The sequence below is a fragment of the Streptomyces sp. NBC_00986 genome (assembly GCF_045162565.1).
Taxonomy (GTDB): domain Bacteria; phylum Actinomycetota; class Actinomycetes; order Streptomycetales; family Streptomycetaceae; genus Streptomyces.
Genome location: NZ_CP108733.1, coordinates 5908805 through 5926242 on the forward strand (window position 1 = coordinate 5908805; position 17438 = coordinate 5926242).

General features: G+C 70.4%; 18 protein-coding genes and 2 pseudogenes. 7 read left to right on the forward strand and 13 right to left on the reverse strand.

All coding sequences use genetic code 11. From position 1 onward, the window contains the following. Positions 1-3: 3 nt before the first annotated feature. The 3 genes from OG504_RS26180 to OG504_RS26190 form a co-directional block, all read right to left on the reverse strand. On the reverse strand, positions 4-741 hold the full coding sequence (locus tag OG504_RS26180) for a response regulator transcription factor (protein WP_405992012.1): 738 nt from the start codon (positions 739-741) through the stop codon (positions 4-6). Positions 742-1002: 261 nt separating this feature from the next. Further along, on the reverse strand, positions 1003-1518 hold the full coding sequence (locus tag OG504_RS26185) for a hypothetical protein (protein ID WP_405992013.1): 516 nt from the start codon (positions 1516-1518) through the stop codon (positions 1003-1005). 72 nt (positions 1519-1590) lie between these two features. After that, positions 1591-2871: a hypothetical protein gene (locus OG504_RS26190; RefSeq protein WP_405992014.1), complete on the reverse strand. Its 1281-nt coding sequence runs from the start codon at positions 2869-2871 to the stop codon at positions 1591-1593. 145 nt (positions 2872-3016) lie between these two features. On the opposite strand from OG504_RS26190, the gene OG504_RS26195 reads away from it, so the two are divergent. Continuing rightward, entirely contained in the window at positions 3017-3508 is a 492-nt protein-coding gene (locus OG504_RS26195; RefSeq protein ID WP_405992015.1) for a hypothetical protein, read from the forward strand. 5 nt (positions 3509-3513) lie between these two features. Here OG504_RS26195 and OG504_RS26200 read toward each other — a convergent pair. Both OG504_RS26200 and OG504_RS26205 read right to left on the reverse strand, forming a co-directional pair. Beyond that, positions 3514-4092: pseudogene (locus OG504_RS26200) on the reverse strand (M20/M25/M40 family metallo-hydrolase); the annotation flags it as partial. Then, positions 4053-4508 (reverse strand): annotated as a pseudogene (locus OG504_RS26205) (amino acid permease); the annotation flags it as partial. The pseudogenes OG504_RS26205 and OG504_RS26200, both read right to left, overlap by 40 nt. A 229-nt stretch (positions 4509-4737) precedes the next feature. Between OG504_RS26205 and OG504_RS26210 the strand changes: the two are divergent. Then, a complete protein-coding gene (locus OG504_RS26210; protein ID WP_405992016.1) occupies positions 4738-5985 on the forward strand; it encodes a threonine/serine exporter family protein in 1248 nt (415 codons plus the stop codon). A 33-nt stretch (positions 5986-6018) separates the two neighbouring features. On the opposite strand, the gene OG504_RS26215 is transcribed toward OG504_RS26210, so the two are convergent. The 3 genes from OG504_RS26215 to OG504_RS26225 all read right to left on the reverse strand — a co-directional run bounded on the left by OG504_RS26215 (position 6019) and on the right by OG504_RS26225 (position 7570). Next, positions 6019-6720: a DUF6445 family protein gene (locus OG504_RS26215; RefSeq protein ID WP_405992017.1), complete on the reverse strand. Its 702-nt coding sequence runs from the start codon at positions 6718-6720 to the stop codon at positions 6019-6021. 99 nt (positions 6721-6819) lie between these two features. Then, on the reverse strand, positions 6820-7116 hold the full coding sequence (locus OG504_RS26220; RefSeq protein ID WP_405992018.1) for a hypothetical protein: 297 nt from the start codon (positions 7114-7116) through the stop codon (positions 6820-6822). 34 nt (positions 7117-7150) lie between these two features. Further along, positions 7151-7570, reverse strand: a complete 420-nt coding sequence (locus OG504_RS26225; protein ID WP_405992019.1) for an ATP-binding protein — start codon at positions 7568-7570, stop codon at positions 7151-7153. A gap of 228 nt (positions 7571-7798) precedes the next feature. Between OG504_RS26225 and OG504_RS26230 the strand changes: the two genes are divergently transcribed. The 3 genes from OG504_RS26230 to OG504_RS26240 all read left to right on the forward strand — a co-directional run bounded on the left by OG504_RS26230 (position 7799) and on the right by OG504_RS26240 (position 9496). Continuing rightward, the gene (locus tag OG504_RS26230) at positions 7799-8650 is read left to right on the forward strand and encodes a helix-turn-helix domain-containing protein (protein ID WP_405992020.1); all 852 of its coding nucleotides are present in this window, start codon (positions 7799-7801) and stop codon (positions 8648-8650) included. A gap of 9 nt (positions 8651-8659) precedes the next feature. After that, complete coding sequence (locus tag OG504_RS26235; protein WP_405992021.1) at positions 8660-8917, forward strand: DUF397 domain-containing protein; 258 nt, start codon at positions 8660-8662, stop codon at positions 8915-8917. A gap of 105 nt (positions 8918-9022) precedes the next feature. Further along, complete coding sequence (locus OG504_RS26240; RefSeq protein WP_390166884.1) at positions 9023-9496, forward strand: carboxymuconolactone decarboxylase family protein; 474 nt, start codon at positions 9023-9025, stop codon at positions 9494-9496. Here OG504_RS26240 and OG504_RS26245 read toward each other — a convergent pair. Further along, the gene (locus tag OG504_RS26245) at positions 9484-9648 is read right to left on the reverse strand and encodes a helix-turn-helix domain-containing protein (RefSeq protein ID WP_405992022.1); all 165 of its coding nucleotides are present in this window, start codon (positions 9646-9648) and stop codon (positions 9484-9486) included. The two genes, OG504_RS26240 and OG504_RS26245, sit on opposite strands and share 13 nt — an antisense overlap. A gap of 169 nt (positions 9649-9817) precedes the next feature. Between OG504_RS26245 and OG504_RS26250 the strand changes: the two genes are divergently transcribed. After that, positions 9818-10546, forward strand: coding sequence for a DUF4142 domain-containing protein (locus OG504_RS26250; protein ID WP_405996431.1), 729 nt, complete (start codon positions 9818-9820; stop codon positions 10544-10546). 5 nt (positions 10547-10551) lie between these two features. On the opposite strand, the gene OG504_RS26255 is transcribed toward OG504_RS26250, so the two are convergent. Beyond that, positions 10552-12213 carry a glycoside hydrolase family 13 protein gene (locus OG504_RS26255; RefSeq protein WP_405992023.1) on the reverse strand — a complete coding sequence of 554 codons (1662 nt, stop codon included), beginning with the start codon at positions 12211-12213 and terminating at the stop codon, positions 10552-10554. A gap of 159 nt (positions 12214-12372) precedes the next feature. Between OG504_RS26255 and OG504_RS26260 the strand changes: the two genes are divergently transcribed. Further along, complete coding sequence (locus OG504_RS26260; protein ID WP_405992024.1) at positions 12373-13314, forward strand: LAETG motif-containing sortase-dependent surface protein; 942 nt, start codon at positions 12373-12375, stop codon at positions 13312-13314. A gap of 91 nt (positions 13315-13405) precedes the next feature. Here OG504_RS26260 and OG504_RS26265 read toward each other — a convergent pair whose 3' ends face one another. From OG504_RS26265 to thrS, 3 genes are all read right to left on the reverse strand, one after another. Next, positions 13406-14917, reverse strand: a complete 1512-nt coding sequence (locus OG504_RS26265) for an ATP-binding protein (RefSeq protein WP_405992025.1) — start codon at positions 14915-14917, stop codon at positions 13406-13408. A 93-nt stretch (positions 14918-15010) separates the two neighbouring features. Beyond that, positions 15011-15970: a nucleoside hydrolase gene (locus tag OG504_RS26270; RefSeq protein ID WP_405992026.1), complete on the reverse strand. Its 960-nt coding sequence runs from the start codon at positions 15968-15970 to the stop codon at positions 15011-15013. Positions 15971-16052: 82 nt separating this feature from the next. Continuing rightward, positions 16053-17303, reverse strand: a complete 1251-nt coding sequence (gene thrS, locus OG504_RS26275) for a threonine--tRNA ligase (protein ID WP_405992027.1) — start codon at positions 17301-17303, stop codon at positions 16053-16055. Positions 17304-17438: the final 135 nt, after the last annotated feature.

Sequence of the window (17438 nt, forward strand, 5' to 3'; positions counted from 1 at the left end):
CGGTCAGTCCCCCTCGGTGCCGGTGGGATCGAAGCGGTACCCGATCCCCCACACCGTCTGGATGAACTGCGGCCGCCCGGGATCGTCCTCGACCTTCCCGCGCAACCGCCGCACGTGCACGGTGACGGTCGACAGATCACCGAAGTCCCACCCCCACACCTCCCGCATCAGATCCTCCCGCCCGTACACCCGCCCCGGATTCCGGAGGAAGAAGGCGAGAAGGTCGAACTCCCGGTGGGTGAGGGCGAGTTCGACACCGTCCTTGCTGGCCCGGCGGGCGGCGCGGTCGAGGGTCAGTCCGCCGGCGCTGAGCGGGGTCGCGGACCCGACGGGCGAGCGGGACCGCCGCAGCACCGACTCCACGCGCAGCACCAGTTCCCTCGGGCTGAACGGCTTGGTGACGTAGTCGTCGGCCCCGACCTCCAGCCCCAGGATCCGGTCGTCCTCGTCCCCCCGAGCGGTCAGCATGATCACCGGAACGGGCCCGCGCCCGCGCATCCGCCGGCAGACCTCCAGCCCGTCCATCCCCGGCAGCATCAGATCGAGCACGACCAGATCGGGCCAGTGCGCGTCGGCCCGGGCCAGCGCCTCCGGCCCGTCGGCGGCCCGCTCCACGACATACCCGGCCCGGTCGAGATACCCGGAGACGACTTCGGCGACGGTGGGGTCGTCGTCGACGACCAGCACCCGGGCGCCGACCGTCCCCTCGGCCTTCCCGGCCCTCTCGTACGACTGCTGCATGGGGCCAGCCTCGCACCACGACGTCACCGGCGTGCCGCCCGCACCGGCTCCGGGCACCGAACGTCCGTGTTTCGTAAGATCCGCCGGCCTCGGCCGAACGGCCTGCGGACCGAAAAAAGCGCGATGTACCCGCCCGCCGCACACGCCAGGACAGCGGCGGGCACGCCCACAACAAGCAGGCCACGGCCGCCCGCCCGTCCCGCAGCCACGGCCTGCTTCAGGCCGTGGCGGCGGGACGGGCGGGGGTGGCGGCGCGGGTCTCTAGCGCCTAGCCCCGGAAGCCGCCGGGTCGTACACCGCCAGGGCCCAGATCACGAACACGTCCACCGCGATCATGATCACCGACCAGACCGGGGCGTACGGGAGGAACATGAACTGGAGGATCGCGCTGAGGCCGGCCAGGACGATGCCGCAGACGCGGGCCCAGCTCATGCCGCTGAGGATGCCCCAGCCGGTGATCACGCCCACCGCGCCGAGGCAGATCAGGATGACGCCCCAGCCGGTGAGGTTGATGCTGTAGATGTAGTCGCCGACGCGGGTGTAGACGTCGTCCTTGGCCAGCGCGGAGATGCCCTGGAGGATGGCGATGACGCCGTTCATCAGCATCAGGACACCGGCGAAGACCGCGCCGCCGGCCGCGAGGCCGCTGCCGGACGGGGGCGCGCCGTGGCCCCGGGTGCCGGGGGCCTGGCCGGAGTCGTTCCAGGCCGGGGGCTGCTCCTGGCCGCCGGCGGACGGCGAGTGCGGCTGCTGCGTCGAGTGCGGCTGCTGGGTCATGGCCGTACCCCACCTCTCTGTGGTGTGTGGTGCTTCGACCATCCGGCCGCCGCACCCCCTCCACCAGGGGGGTTACGCCATACGGGTGACACCCGGCGTGGCACCCGGTTCGGGCCCCGGCCCCGGTTCCGCCGCCAGGAACTCCACCACCGCCAGCGCGAACAGCACCGCAAGGCCCAGCCCGACCACCACCCACCCCGTCGGACGCGACCACAGCAGATACGCCAGCAGCGCCCCGCCCACCAGCACCCAGCCGATCCACGCCCGGTACCGGCGCACGAACGGCCCCACCGGCCCGGTCCGCAGCCCCGCCCCGTCGGCCACCGCCCGCACCGCCCCGATCCCGGACGTCCACAGCCGTCGTACGAGACCGGCCCGGCGGCCCGGGCCAGTCAGCCAGGCGCCCAGTGCGACCACCACACCCAGCGCCACGACCATCCGTACGGTCGTGTGCAGGAAACGGGTCAGCGCGTCGTACACCGCGGCGGCCGCCCCCGGTGACACTCCCGCCGGGAGCGCGTCCAGGTAGACGGCGCGGAAGATCCGTAGCGCGATGCCCAGCAGGGCCGTCGCGGCGGCCACGCCCAGCGCGCCCGTCACCAGTGCCCGGCGTTTCCGTCGCGCCAGCAGGACGCCCGCCGCGACCAGCAGCACGGCCACCAACGGCAGCCAGGTACCGGCGAGTTGGAGAAGACGGAAGTACGTCTTGTACGTGTCGAGGTCGTCGCTCCTGAGCAGGGTGATCGACGTGTGGATCGCGGGGATCTTCCCGGCGACCGTCATCCCCTCGTCGACCAGCCGCTGTTTCACCTGGTCCACCACCGGCCCCACGTCGAGCGTCACCGCGCCGTCGTCGAGCCGTACCGCACCACCGCCACTGCCGGTCAGAGCTTTGTCCACAGCGCTGTGGACACGGCGGTTCGCGTCCTTCCAGATGGTCGCGAAGGCGTCCGAGGCGGCGACCGCCTGCGCCTTGTCGTGGACGAAGGCGCGGACCGAGTCCTCCAGCGAACCGCCCAGCGCCCCCAACGCCTTTTCCAGCAGCGGGCGTTGGTCGGGCGCCGCACCGGACAGCAGGGCGGTGAGGTCGAGGTGGCCCATCACCGCCGACGTCACCCGGTTCGCGACGGCGTTCTGGATGTCCGGGTCGGAGGCGAGCGGCGCGACCGTCCTCACATACCGGTCCGTGTCCCCCACCGTGTCCGCCGTCCAAGCGGCCACGACGCCGAGCGGAGCGAGGACACACCCGACGATCACCAGCACCACGGCGACCAGCGAACGCACCCGGTGCCGCGGCCGCCGCTCCGCCTCCAGTTCGGCCACCCGCGCCCGCAGCCGGTCGAGTTCCGTCACCCCTGCCTCCTCCGCGCGTGTGACTTCCAGCGCATCCCCGACGGCCCGGGGCCGCGAGCAGTGCGGTGCCGTTCGGGTGACGCCGGCATGCGGCCGTACCGCATCGGCCCTTCACTGGAGGGACGACCCGACTCATGGAGGCGACATGGCCTGGAACAGGCGCGGTGCGGTGCGGGCGGCGGCAGCTGTCACCCTCGGCGTGACCGGTCTGGCCGGGTTGACCGGTTGTTCCGACGACAGCACCCCCTCCTCCGTCGCCGGCAAGGCCGCCTCCGCCGTCGCGTCCATCGGCGCGCAGGCCACCGGCGCGATCGCGTCGGCCACCGCCGAGGCCGGCCGCAAGCTGGACAACGTGAAGAACGGCGTCGACGCGAAGGACGCCGTACAACTCGGCCTCCCCGCCACGGATTCGGGCGGACGCAGCACCGTCGAGGTCACCGTCGACAACACCGACGGCTCGGCCAAGTCCTTCGCCGTGCAAGTGGAGTTCAAGGACGAGGGCGGCAATCTGCTCGACACCGTCGTCGTCATCGTCTCCCACGTCCCGGCCCACAAGTCCGCTACGGCGACCGCCCGCAGCAACCGCGAGTTGTCGGGCGGCGTGAAGGCGGACGTCGGGACGGCGCTGCGGTACTGAGTCCCCTACCGCTGCCGCGCCTTCGCGAACTCCCGCAGGAACAGCGCCTCCACGTGCGCCATGTGCTCGATCTCCGAGGGGTCGACGCTCTCGTTCGGGGCGTGGACGAGGCAGCGGGGTTCCTCGACGCCCATGAGGATGATCTCGGCGCGGGGGTAGGTCTCGGCGAGGACGTTGCAGAGCGGGATGGAGCCGCCCTGGCCGAGGAAGGCGAGGGGTCTGCCGTAGACCTGCTCCATCGCGGTGCCGAGCGCGGTGTACGCCGGGCCGTCGGCGGCCGCGCGGAACGGGGAGCCGGTGCCCTCCGTCTCGACCGTCACCCTCGCACCCCAAGGGGCCGCGTCCGTAAGGTGTTTGGTGAGTGCCTCGCGGGCGACGCCGGGGTCCGTGCCGGGCGGGACGCGCAGGCTGACGCGGGCGCGGGCGGTCGCCGGTACGGCCGCCGCAGAGCCGACCACCGGCGGACAGTCGATGCCGAGGACGGTGACGGCGGGGCGGGACCAGAGGCGGTCGGCGACGGTTCCGGTGCCGGTCAGCCGTAGGCCGTCCAGGACGCCCGCGTCCGTACGGAACTGTTGTAGAGGCCGTTGGAGGCGAGGGCCGGGTCGATGACGTACGAGATGGTGCTCGCGACGAAGGCGAGCAGGCTCGGGTAGTAGAAGATCGTCATCGCGAACTGGCACCACACGGCGAGGAATCCGAGCGGTTTCGACAGCCCCTCGCTGACCCAGCGGTAGACACCGCCGCTCCAGCCGGAGGCGAGTTCCGCCGAGACCAGCGCGGTCGGCAGCAGGAACACGACCGCCGGGGCGAGGTAGAGGAACACGCAGGCCAGGCCGTACACGGCCATCGTCGGCGCGGCCCGCAGGCTCGCCACCGACGAGGTCGTCATCAGCGCCAGGGTGACCCAGGTCAGGGTGGGCGCGGGCCGGGCTCTCGTCGCCGTACGCGCTGCCGGCACCGGTCTCGGCAGGTCGGCGGGGACGTCCATCGAGGCCACGGGCCCTCCCTCGGGGGTGACTTCCGGCTGGTGTCGCAAGGCTCTGCGGCGGCGGGCGCGGGCGCAGGTCGGGTGCGCCGTTCGGGTGAGGGGCGGGGGCCGGGATGCCGGGCGGGTCCGGACCGTACAGGCTGGGGGGGTGGTTCGAAAAAGTGTGACACTTTCACCGGAAGTGTCACACTTTCTGGACACAGGTGTCGCGCCGGGGGGCTGCGTAACGGAGGCGGTCGTGGAGCAACAGCGCACGGCCCCCGCCGCGCTCGACGAACTCACCACGTTCCTGGCCCGGTTGACCCGTCTGCTGCTCCGGTCCAGCGGTGAGGGCGCCGAGTTGATCGAGGACTCGGTGCGTTCGGCGGCCCGGGCGCTGGGTGGTGAGGCGTCTCTGCTGCTGGTCCCGGACGCGGCGGCGCTCACGGTCACCGCCGGGGGCGGGACACGGACGGTGACCGTGCGCGGCTTCCCCGAGGTGTTCCGCCTGGACCAGGTCACGGCGCTGAAGCCCCTGCTGACGGACATCGAGAAGGGCGACCTCGGTGTCACGCAGGCGGACCGACGGCTGACCGGGATCGAGAACGCCCCCGCCCCCTACCCCTGGCCGCTGAAGTTCCTCGGCATCGTGCTGTTCTCGCTGGGCTTCGCGCCGTTGATGCAGCCCACCTGGTACGAGGTCGGGGCGACGGCGGTACTGGCCACGATCGCAGCGGCGTTGGCGATCACGGCGGACCGACTCCCGCGCCTGGCCAAGGTGTTGCCGCTGGTCGTCTCAACGGTCGTGTCGGTGGTGGCCCTTGAGGTGTTCGCCCGCGAACCGTCCCACGGCGGCCCGGTGTTGCTGATGCTGCCGGCCCTCTTCTTCTTCGTCCCCGGCGACTATCTGAGCGCGGCCACGGCCGAGTTGGCCGCCGGCCTCATCACCACCGGGGCGATCCGCCTCGTCTACGCCGTGTTCCTGCTGGTGCAGCTGTATCTGGGCGTGCTGCTGGGCGTGTTCGCCACAGGCACCTCCACGCACGCCCTCTGGGACATCGCGGCGGACTCGGACATGGCGTGCTGGGCACTGTTCCTGGGCTGGATCGTGTTCACCGCCGGCACGGTCCTCGCCTTCGCCGTCCCGCGCCGCCTGTACTGGCCGCTGCTCGTCCTCGTCTACGTCACGGTGGGCGTGCAGTCGCTGTTCACGAAGCTGGTGGGGGAGGTCGGCGGAACGTTCGTGGCGGCGGCGGTGCTGTCGGCGGCGGCGACACTGCTGGCCCGTTCCGAGCACCGCCCACCCCGCCTGGTCCTGCTCCTCCCCGGCTTCTTCACCCTCACCGTCGGCTCCCTCGGCATGCGCGGCCTGACGACGCTGGCGGGCGGGCATGTCATCGAGGGCTTCCGCGACCTGCTGAAACTGGTCACGATCGTCACGGCGATCGCGGTGGGGATGGTGTTCGGGGCGGCGCTGACGGCGGGGCGAGGGCGGAAGTCGCCGTAGGAACGGGGGTGTTGGGGTCAGGCCATGCGGTACTCAGGCCATCCAGAAGAAGACGGCGGTCATCCGCTTCTCCTCCAGCGTGCTGCCGTGGTAACCGGTCGCGCTGTGCACGAGGTTGGCGTGGTAGAGCAGCAGGCTGTTGTACTTGTGCGGCACGCGCACGTCCTCCTCGAAGGCGTCCGGCGCCACGAACCGCGTACCCAACGCCTCGACGAGGTTGTTGTGCGGGGCCTGCACGACGTTGCCGCCGAGGCGTCCGCCCGGCAGGTGCTGCCGGTAGAAACTGGTGCCGCAGTCCTTCGGCACGGAGGGGTTGAGGTACAGCACGGCGGCGTACCGGCACAGGGCGCGGGAGTCGGTGTGCGGGCGGGGTTCGCTCTCGCCCTTTCCCACGACCTGGATGCAGTTGTGGTTGAGGGTGCCACCACCCGGCGCCTTCTCCACCCACAGTTCCTTGACCCCGATCGCCTGCTTCACCAGCCGCTCGATCCGCCCCAACTCGGCCGGCTCGAGCCCCGGCATGGTGCGCAGCCCCGGCCAGGTCTCCGACGTGTACGGATACCCCTTGACCCAGTCGTCCTTCGCGAGACACCGCTCCCGTACGGCATCCGCGTCCGGAAGCACGTCGTTCAGCACCCAGTAGTCACGGCCCTTGGTGGGCTTGCGGTACGGGAGGACGGGGAGGGGGGCCTGCTGGCGGGCCCGCTGCTGGGGGTGTGGGGGGAGTGGTGGCATGGGGCCGAACGTATAGCGGGGGTTCGCCAATGCTGTGCCATACACCGGTCAACATTCCGTCAACGACGGGTAGTTGACGGTCAAGGCCAGGGGGGCGGGTCAGGGGTTGGCGTCCACTGAACCTTCCGCGCCCTCCACCTCTTCGACGAACAGATCCTCGGCGACTGTGACCGTCAGGGCCCGGTCGAACCAGAGGGTGAGGGTGTCGAGGTCGATGCAGGACGTGACACGCTCCCGGACGCCCTCGGAGACAAGGACTCCACGCTTCTCCAGCAGGCGCAGGATCAACGCGGCCTCGCCTGCGGCCTGCCCTTCGGCTTTGCCCTCGGCCTGACCTTCGAGATACGCCCTCTCCATGAGGTGGCCTCGGCCAGGGAAGTAGTTGACGAAACCCATGATGCTCCTTCGTTTGTCTTCAGCAGCGGGACGATCAAACCGAGCGGCCCAGTTCGCACCAGACGTACTTGCCCCGGTGGCCGTTCCTGGACAGGGGTTGCCAGCCCCAGATGTCGGCGCAGGCCTTGACCAGGGCGAGGCCTCGGCCCTCCTCCAGGTCGGTGATCGCGGTCAACTCACGTGGGAGCTCCGGGAGTTCGGGGTTCGCGTCCCAGGCGCCGATGCGGAGGACGCTGGGCGACCAGGAGACTCGTAGCGCGGCGGGGCCCTCCGTGTGGCGAACAGCGTTGCCCACCAGCTCCGTTGCGAGGAGTTCGGCGGTGTCGACCAGGGCGATCAGTCCGCGCATCGTGAGGATCAGGCGGAGGGTGCGGCGGCAGACGGTGACTGAGCGGGGGTCGTTGGGGATGTTGAGGGAGTACTCCCAGGGGGCGGGGTGTTCGGTTTCGGGCACGCGTGAACTCCGTTTGGGTGGTGGGGAGTTGACGTTCGGGGTGGCGGTGGCAGTGCCGCAGCCGCCATGGCAGGACGGAGCGGTGCGCTTCCGGTGACTCGGCGTTTCGCAACGTGTGCGGCGCGTCACTGACAGTAGGGTCCAACATTGGTCCTCCGCAAGCTGTTGCCGTAATCTGCCCCCGAACGGGGCACCGCCCCACGGCCGTTGAGGAACGGGGAAGAGCCCATGCCGCGCAGAAGGCAACCCACCGCGCGCCAGGCGCGCCTAGGCGCCGAACTGCAGAAACTCCGCGAGGCAGCCGGGCTCACGGGACGCGAAGCGGCGGCGGCGCTGGGAACCGACGCGGGGCGGCTGAGCCAGATCGAGTCCGGCGTCGCCGGGGTCAGCGAAGAGACCGTGCGCCGGCTTGCCGCCAATTTCGCCTGTGCGGACAGCGAATTGGTCGGTGCGCTCGTGGCCATGGCGACAGACCGGACCGACGGCTGGTGGGAGAAGTACCGGGGCGTCCTTCCCACCGCCTACTCCGACCTCGCCGAGTTGGATCACCACGCGACGTTCCGCCACGACGTGGCAGTCATGCACGTACCCGGTCTCTTCCAGACAGAGGCCTACGCAAGGGACTTGTTCTCGTACATGAACCCGGAGTTCCCAGAGAACGAGCTGGATCACCGGGTGGCCCACAGGATGAGGCGGAAGGTCATCATCGAGGGGCCCGACCCCCTCCCCTACGAGGCCGTGATCCACGAGGCTGCGCTTCGCATCCGGGTGGCTGGCCGGTTCGCCTTCCGCGCCCAACTGACCCGAATCCTGGAGTTGTCGGAGGCGGAACACGTCACAGTGCGGGTCATCCCTTTCGACTTGGACGCCTTCGCAGGGGCCGGTGGCGCGATGGTCTACCTGGGCGGAGTGGTGCCCCGGCTGGATACCGTCGTGCGCGACGCTCCGCACGGCACCGCGTTCCTCTACTCCGAAGCCCAACTGGAGCACTTTCGAAGGCTCTTCCGTAAGGTGAAGGGAGAGTCGCTCGCTCCCAAGCAGTCTCGCGACCTCATTCACCAACTGGCCAAGGACTTGTGAGGATCAGCCATGACCAGCCCCGCCCAGTGGCAGAAGTCATCGTTCTCCGGCGGCGGTGAAGGCAAGGCCTGCGTGGAAATCGGCTGGCAGAAGTCGTCCTACTCCGGTGGCGGCGAGGGCAACGACTGCGTCGAACTCGCCGCAACCCCCACCACGATCCGCCTCCGCGAATCCGACACCCCCACCACCCACCTCACCACCACGCCCACCTCCCTCACCCACCTCCTCCAGGCGATACGAACCGGCGCCCTCCACCCCCGCCCCTGACCTCGCCCCGAGACCCAGGTCACATTCAGCCCCTGTCACATTCACGGCCCCCCGTTCCGTCAGAGCTGTGTAACCACCAGCCACGACAGAACAGAGGAGCCCACCATGGGTGCTCGACTGAACCCCTTCGGCAGTCCGCTCGCCGGCAAGGCGCTGAAGCACTTCATCGCCGCGGGCAAGGTCATCGACGACTCGTCGCTGCCCCGTGCCACGCAAGAGCTGGTGAAGCTGCGGGCGAGCCAGATCAACGGGTGCGGGTTCTGCACCGACATGCACAGCAAGGACGCGGCCGCCGCGGGTGAGACGGCGGTGCGGCTCAACCTCGTCGCCGCCTGGCGGGAGGCGACCGTGTTCAGCGAGGCGGAGCGCGCCGCGCTGGAGCTGGCCGAGGAAGGGACCCGGATCGCGGACGCGGCCGGCGGGGTGTCGGACGACGTGTGGGCGAACGCCGCCAAGCACTACGACGAGGAGCAGCTCATGGCACTCGTCTCGCTGATCGCCCTCATCAACAGCTTCAACCGGATGAACGTCATGCTCACGATGCCCGCCGGCGACTACCAGCCCGGTCAGTTCGCCTGACACGAGCCCGCCAGGGCCGCGTGCCGGGGTGTGCCCGGGTCCAGACCCGTCAGCTCGGCGACGCGGGCCAGGCGGTAGTCCACCGGGTTGGGGTGGAGACCCAGGACTCGGGCCCGCGCCCGCGCCCGCGCCCGGAGTTGATGCCCCGACAACCGGAGCCACCCCCCGTCACTTGTGACGCGCCCCACTCGGGCTTTACCAAAACCAAAGACTTCGCGCGCTTCCCCGATCCGTACTTCTGACTGTCCGTACCGCCGACGGGCGGTCCACGACACAGGAGGTACGGTGCGCTTTTCGCGGAACGCGACGGGAACGATGGTTGTGGGCGGCGCCCTCAGCCTGACCCTCGTCGCCCTCGCCTATCCGGCAATGCTGGGCGTGACCACGGTCTCCAGCGCTCCCGCACGCGTGATCGCCAACACGCAGTGGGGGCCGCTGACCGAGGCCGACCGCGACTTCGTGGTCAAGGTGCGTGCGGCAGGGCTGTGGGAGTACCCCGTCGGCCAGATGGGACTGAAGAAGGGGGCGAGCCCTGCGGTCATCACCGCGAGCAAGCACCTGATCGACGGGCACGCGGCGCTGGACTCCACCGTCCGCAAGATCGCCCCCATGCTCAACATCACGATCCCGAACCAGCCCAGCCCGCAGCAGCAGGGGTTCATCAACACCCTGAACGGGGACAGCGGCAAGCAGTTCGACACGGACTTCGCCAACATCCTGCGGGTGACGCACGGTTCGATCTTCGCCACCATCGCGAAGATCCGCGGAACGACCGAGAACACCCTGGTGCGGGTCCTGGCCAACCAGGCCAACGCGACGGTTCTGGACCACATCACGGTGATGGAGGACACCGGCCTGGTCAACTTCAGCCAGGTCCTCTTCCAGGAGACGACCCCGCCGAAGCTGCCTGCCGTGGACCTGACCCCGCCGCCCCCGGCCGCGGGCCAGCCGGAGGTGGTGCTCACCCCGCCGGTGAACAGCACCACCCAGCCGCCGGTCCTCCCGGGCGAGGCGTCACCCAGCGCCAGCCAGACCCCGACCGTGGGGTGAACCCGCTACAACCCCAGCCACACGGTCGTGTCAGGCGCCAGCAGTCCCAACTGCCCATCGCCCGCCGCCGGTTCGCTGCTCAGCAGCACCTCCCCCGGCGGCAGGGCGACCGGCACGTCCGACAGGTTGGTGACACACCGCCAGCCGTCGGAGCGCGCGAAGTGCAGCACCCCGGGCACGCTGTCCGGGGCCCAGGTCAGCTCCTCCCCGTCGAGCAGCTTGCGGCGCAGGCGGAGCGCGGTGCGGTAGAGCTCCAGCGTCGAGCCCTCCGTCCCGTCCTGTGCCTCCACGGCGTACGCCGCGAAACTCGCCGGCTGCGGCAGCCACGCGGGCCCCGCCCCGAAGCCGTACGACGGACCGGTCGACGTCCAGGGGAGCGGTACCCGGCAGCCGTCGCGGCCCTTGTGGGTGTGGCCCTGCTGTTCCCAGATCGGGTCCTGGAGGACCTCTACGGGCAGGTCGGCGACCTCGGGCAGACCGAGTTCCTCGCCCTGGTAGACGTACGACGAACCGGGCAGCGCCAGCATCAGCAGCGTCGCGGCGCGGGCCCGGCGCAGGCCCGCCGCCGTATCGACCGGTGGCGTATGGCCGTTCGACAGGAGCCAGGTGTTGGGGTCCGTGCCCGCCGGCAGCATCAGGCGCGAGGCGTGGCGTACGACGTCGTGGTTGGACAGCACCCAGGTGGCCGAGGCGCCCGCCGCGCGGGCCGTGGCGAGCGAGCCGGTGATCACCTCGCGGAGTTCGTCCGCGTCCCAACCCGCCTCCAGGTACTCGAAGTTGAAGGCCTGGCCGAGTTCGTCCGGGCGGGCGTACAGGGCACGGCGGGCGGCCGGTACCCAGGCCTCGGCGACCGCCATGCGGGGCGGGGTGTAGGTGTCGAGGACCGTACGCCGCCAGTCGCGGTAGATCTCGTGGACCGCGTCGCGGTCGTAGTAGGGGTGGCTGCCCGGCGGGATCGAGTCGAGGACGTCCTCGGAGTTCGCCGCGATGGGGCCCACGTCGCGGAGCGGCTCGGTGAGGTCCTTGGCGAGCGCGTGGGCGACGTCGACGCGGAAGCCGTCGACACCCCGGTCGGACCAGAAACGGAGCGTGGTGCGGAAGTCCTCCCGCACCTCCTCGTTGTCCCAGTTCAGGTCGGGCTGTTCGGGCGTGAAGAGGTGCAAGTACCACTGCCCGTCCGGGAGTTGCCACCACGCGCTGCCGCCGAACACCGACGGCCAGTCGGTGGGCGGGAGTTGGCCGTCCTCGCCGCGCCCGTCCCGGAAGACGTAGCGGTCGCGGGCCGCGGAACCGGGCGCGGCGGCGAGCGCCTCCTGGAACCAACTGTGCAGCCGGGACGTGTGGTTGGGCACGATGTCGACCATGACCTTCAGGCCGAGCCGGTGCGCCTCGGCGACCATCGCGTCGAAGTCGTCGAGGGTGCCCAGGCGCGGGTCGACATCGCGGTAGTCGGCGACGTCGTAGCCGCCGTCGGCGAGTTCGGACGGGTAGAACGGGCTGAGCCAGAGCGCGTCGACGCCGAGCGCGGCGAGATGACCGAGGCGCTGGGTGATGCCCTGGAGGTCCCCGAGTCCGTCGCCGTCGGCGTCGGCGAAACTGCGCGGATAGACCTGGTAGACGACGGCTTGCCGCCACCAGTCCGGGTCACGGGAGGACAGGTCGGGCACGTGGTCTCCTTATGAATTCCCGCTGCGCTGACGGAAGTTGACAGTCAACTTCCGGTAGACCCACGATGTGCACACGCTGTGGCGCATGTGACCTATGAGCCCAGTGTTTCCTTCGCTGCTCAGCTCCTCCACTCCTTGCCAGGCCAAGATGGGATAAGTATGTCCATAGCGAGTCGTGTCACCGTGCGTCGCCTGTTGGGGACAGGCGCCGCCTCCCTCGCCCTCGCCGCAGCCTCCGTCGGCGCCGCCTCCGGCGCCTGGGCCCACGGCGGTGGCGGTGACGGCTGGGAGTCCGGTGGCCACTACCGGCCCGGCTCCGGCGCCGGCACGGTCACCGAGACCGAGGGCTGCCAGTTCTCGCTGAACGGCACGGACTTCTTCCCCTCGGTCAAGGTCGACGACCAGAACCTGAAGCCCACCGACGACGGCAAGATCCACATCAAGGTCCGCACCGCCGGTGACGCGTCCACCTGCACCGCCTCGCTCGCCTCGTACATCGCCCACGGCGCGACCTTCGCGACCTCCGGGCAGCAGGTCTTCGTCGACTTCGACACGGTGACCGTGAAGAAGGGCCAGACGGACTCGCTCGACATCGCGGTGCCGGACGAGGGCTGCTTCGCGCAGATCGACCTCTACCGCGGCGCGGTCAAGTTCGACGGCAACCCCGCCGCCGGCGACGGCCTCGTCCACGGCGACCTGCCCAAGGGCCCCGACCACACGGTCATCAAGGACAAACTGATCGCGGCCTGGAACGGCGGCACGAAGGACTGCACGACCACCGAGTCCCAGCCCCCGTCCCCGTCGGCCCCGGCCTCGGTCCCCCCGTCGGTCCCGGAGTCCACCCCGCCGGCCTCGGACTCCTCGACCCCGACCCCGAGCGCCTCCGAGTCGACCCCGGAGTCCGCCACCCCGACCCCGGCCACCTCCGAGTCGACCACTCCGGCGGCGGCCCCCTCACCCAACGGCGGCGGAGGCGGTGACCTCGCGGAGACCGGTGGCGGCAGCAACACCGGCACGCTGGTCGGCGGCGCGGCGGTCCTGCTGGCGGGCGGCGCGGCGATCGTGGTCGCCACTCGTCGCCGGCGGGCTTCGCAGTCGTAGCCGTATCCGGACAGCCGTATCCCGGTAGTCGTACCTCTCCGGACCCCCGCCGCTTGCGCCCATCTCAGGGTTGGTGAGTGGCGGGGTTCGTTCAGGGCATCAGCGCCGTCGGCGTCGCACGGCCATACAACTCGTCGAGGCCGATCAGCAGCACACCGCCTCCTTCGGCCCGGGCACGGAGAGCGTCGCTGAAGCCGACGGCGCTGAAGCACGCCAGCCCGCACCGTGTCGTGTCCATGCCCCGGCCGGCAAGGAGTTCCCTGGCCCGACCCAGGCGTTCCAGATGGTTCACCCCCATGACGGTCCCCCACTTCACCTCACCCAGCAGCGTGACCGCGGGACTGCCGGCTCCGGACCCCGATTCGACGACGGCCACATCGATCTCGATCTGCCGGCGCTCCTTCGGGTCGGCCACCACACCGCAGCCGACCTCCCCCAACGACGTACTCAGCAGGGAGCGCCCGGGTCCGAGCACGTACTCCCGGCACACCGCCTCGAAATGCGGTCCCGCGACCTGCGCGGCGAAGCGCTCCGCCGACTGTCCCCAGACCTCGGCGGCCTGTCCGCTCTCCAGCCGCGCCCAGGCCGGACGCATGACCGCCTCATAGAAGTTGATCAGCGGCTCGGTGATGCGGTACTGCGACTTTCCGGCCCGGAAGATGTCCGCCTCGCGTGCCAGCAGATGGCTGTCCTCCAGGACGTTCAGCGGATGCGAGATGTCGACGGACTTACGGCCGATGTAGCCCGCGATGCCGCCTCGTGTGGTGTTGCCCTGTGCCACCGCCGCGAGGACCGAGTGGTACAGCGCGGTGTCCCGGATGTCGGCCTCCTCGGCGAGCAGATAGCGCGCCTCACGGAAGAGCGGACTGAACGGCGAGAGGACGGTCCGGCACACCCAGTCGTCGAAGTCCCCCAGACCGGCGGGGATGTCGTCCGCCAGGAACTGACGGCGGTACGCGGGGGTGCCACCGACCACCGCGTGCAGCCTTACGGCGAGCGCGGGATCGTCGGAGACACCCCAGAAGTCCGCCGCGGCCCGGTAGCCGAAGGGACGTACGACGAGTTCGAGCTGGGCCCGGCCGCGCAGGGGAGCGGTGCTGGCGAGCAGCCCTCCCATGACGGACATCGCCGAACCGCAGAGAAGGAGCCTCATGCGGCTCTCGTCCACCTGGAAGCGGTCGATCACACGTTGGATGAGCGAGGGAAGCTCCGGCGCCACCTTCACCAGGTACGGAAACTCGTCGATGACGACGAGGAACGGGTTGTCCCCGCGCCCCGGCACGGCGAGACCGAAGAGAAACGAGATCGCGTCGTCCCAGGTCGCGAAGGTGAAGGGCACCGGAGAACCCTGGTGCTCGGCCAGGGCCGCGCTGAACTGCCGGAGCGATTCGGCCTCGGTCCCGGCGGTCGCCCCGAAGTAGAAGCCCCCGCACTGCTCGACGAGAGCCCGCAGGAGGTACGTCTTCCCCATGCGCCGTCGGCCGCTGACGATGCCGAGCATGGCGTGGGGCAGCGGCCGGTTCACGAAAGCGCTGAGCGCGTCCCATTCGGCACCACGGTCGAAGAGACGCGACGGCTTGTCCGGCCTTGCGTGACGCGGCACGCGCCCTCCTGAACGGAAACGGTTAGGGATACACCCCTAAGGAGTGTATCCCTAACCGTTTCCTCCGCACTCCCGGTGAGCCGACCGAGCCCTTTACCCTTCGACCGTCTCCAGCCACAGCTTCACGTACCGCTCCACGTCCACGTCCAACCCCACGTCCACCAGGGCCTGTTCACGCGCGCCGTCATGGATCTCGGACTCTCCGTGCCGTGCACGCCGGTCGACGATCGTCTGGCCTCGGCCCGGTCCCGGAGCGAGGGAGACCTCGACCGGCAGCAGCCGGGTGGTGAGGCCGCCCGGGTCGGCGACCGCGCAGACCGCGCCCGCGTCGCCGAGGCCGCCGGTGGGGGTGGGGTCGCCGGACGCGGCCGGGTCGCGGTGGGCGAGGAGGTCACCGGCCAGCTTCAGCCGGGGCTCCGAGCTCTCCCTCAGCCGCTGCACATCGGCGGCCGGTACCTGCACCCGCTCGAAGACGTCCAGCCCGTACATCGTGATCGGCACCCCGGCGGTGAGCAGGATCGCGGCGGCCTCCGGGTCGTGCCACACGTTGAACTCCGCGACCGGTGTGGCGTTCCCGACCGCGACCGCGCCGCCCATGAACACGATCCGCTCGATGTTGCGGGTGACCTCGGGGAACGTACGGAGCAGCAGCGCGATGTTCGTCAGCGGCGCGGTCGGGATGAGCGTGACCGGGGTCGGCGAGGCGAGGATCTCGCGGCGCAGCAGTGTCACCGCGTCCACGTCGACGGGCGTGCGGGTGGAGTCGGGCAGCCCCATGTCGCCCATGCCGTCCTGCCCGTGGACGTGCGCCGCCGAACGCGCCGGCTCGATCAGCGGCCGGGCCGCACCGCGCGCGACCGGGATGTCACCGGCGCCCGCGTGGTCGAGCACGATCAGCGTGTTCCGTACGACCTGGTCGACATCGGTGTTCCCGGCGACGCAGGTGACCGCGCGCAGGTCCAGGCCCGGGTGGCGGACGGCGAACAGCAGCGCCAGGGCGTCGTCGACCCCCGTGTCGCAGTCGATGATCACGGGGATGGGCTGACCGGTCACGTCAGGCTCCTCTCGGGGACGGTTCGGCGAATCAAGGCAGTTCAAGGCAGCTGAGCCGGTTCAAGGCGGTTCAAGGGTGACCTTACGCATCCGGCCACAGCGCGGTGCCGCGCGCCTCGACCCGGGTGGCGATGTGGTGCAGCAGTTCGGCGGGCGCGAGCGGCTCGATCCGCCGCCCGTCCCGCAGTCGTACGGCGACCAGGTCGTCGGCGGCTTCGCGTTCGCCGATCACCGCTTGGTACGGGACGAGGCGTGCGGCTCGGATGCGGGCGCCGAGGCTGCCCTGGTCGGGGGAGGCCAACTCGGCGCGCAGACCGAGGAGTTCGGCTTGGCGGAGGAGGTCGTACGCCGGTCCCGCCTGCGCGTCCGACACCGGCAGCACGACCAGTTGCACGGGCGCCAGCCACGCCGGAAAGGCACCCCCGTGCTCCTCCAGCAGATGCGCCACCGCCCGTTCCACGCTCCCGATGACGCTGCGATGGACCATCACCGGGCGGTGTTTCGCGCCGTCGGCGCCGATGTAGTGCAGGTCGAAGCGTTCGGGCTGGTGGAAGTCGATCTGGACGGTGGAGAGGGTGGCCTCGCGGCCGGCCGCGTCGGTGATCTGGACGTCGATCTTCGGGCCGTAGAAGGCGGCTTCGCCCTCGGCGGACTCGTATGCGATGCCGGAGTCGTCGAGAACCTCGCGGAGCAGTGCGGTGGCTCGCTGCCAAAGGGCCGGATCCGCAACGTACTTGCCGCCTTCGCCCGGGAGGGAGAGGCGGTGGCGGGAGGCGTGGATGCCGAGGTCGGCGTAGGCGCGGGTGATGAGGGCGAGGGCGGAGCGGGCCTCGTCCACCGCCTGGTCCAGGGTGCAGAAGATGTGGGCGTCGTTGAGCTGGATGGCTCGGACGCGGGTCAGGCCGCCGAGGACGCCGGAGGGTTCGGAGCGGTACATGCCGCCCAACTCTGCGATACGGAGGGGTAGTTCGCGGTAACTGTGGGACCGGGAGCGGTAGATGAGGGCGTGGTGGGGACAGAGACTGGGCCGTAGTACGACCTCCTCACCACCCAGCTTCATCGGCGGGAACATGTCCACGCTGTAGTGCGACCAGTGCCCGGAGATCTCGTACAGCTCGCGCTTGCCGAGCACGGGCGAGTACACGTGTCGGTACCCTTCGGCGCGCTCCAACTCCCTTACGTACTCCTCCAGTTCATGCCGTACGGTCGCGCCGTCGGGCAGCCAGTACGGCAGGCCCGCGCCCATCAGGGGGTCGGTGTCGAAGAGGTCGAGCTCGCGGCCGAGACGTCGGTGGTCGTGCGGGTTCTTCTCGATCGGGTTCTTCTCGCTCATGGGTACCTCGCTCTACGACGGGCGGGGCGAGGAATCCGGCGACGACGAAGCCCCGGGGCACTCGCCCCGGGGCTTCGACTTGAGTCAGCAGTCAGCGCGCCGGGACAGGGTCCGGCGTCGTCGTCCAGGAGGACG

Coding starts and splice junctions, on each gene's coding strand:
- OG504_RS26220 (WP_405992018.1), bottom strand. CDS start 7,116: ATGGGTTTCGTCAACTACTTCCCTGGCCGAGGCCACCTCATGGAGAGG.
- OG504_RS26185 (WP_405992013.1), bottom strand. CDS start 1,518: ATGACCCAGCAGCCGCACTCGACGCAGCAGCCGCACTCGCCGTCCGCC.
- OG504_RS26230 (WP_405992020.1), top strand. CDS start 7,799: ATGCCGCGCAGAAGGCAACCCACCGCGCGCCAGGCGCGCCTAGGCGCC.
- OG504_RS26195 (WP_405992015.1), top strand. CDS start 3,017: ATGGCCTGGAACAGGCGCGGTGCGGTGCGGGCGGCGGCAGCTGTCACC.
- OG504_RS26240 (WP_390166884.1), top strand. CDS start 9,023: ATGGGTGCTCGACTGAACCCCTTCGGCAGTCCGCTCGCCGGCAAGGCG.
- OG504_RS26180 (WP_405992012.1), bottom strand. CDS start 741: ATGCAGCAGTCGTACGAGAGGGCCGGGAAGGCCGAGGGGACGGTCGGC.
- OG504_RS26215 (WP_405992017.1), bottom strand. CDS start 6,720: ATGCCACCACTCCCCCCACACCCCCAGCAGCGGGCCCGCCAGCAGGCC.
- OG504_RS26235 (WP_405992021.1), top strand. CDS start 8,660: ATGACCAGCCCCGCCCAGTGGCAGAAGTCATCGTTCTCCGGCGGCGGT.
- OG504_RS26260 (WP_405992024.1), top strand. CDS start 12,373: ATGTCCATAGCGAGTCGTGTCACCGTGCGTCGCCTGTTGGGGACAGGC.
- thrS (WP_405992027.1), bottom strand. CDS start 17,303: ATGAGCGAGAAGAACCCGATCGAGAAGAACCCGCACGACCACCGACGT.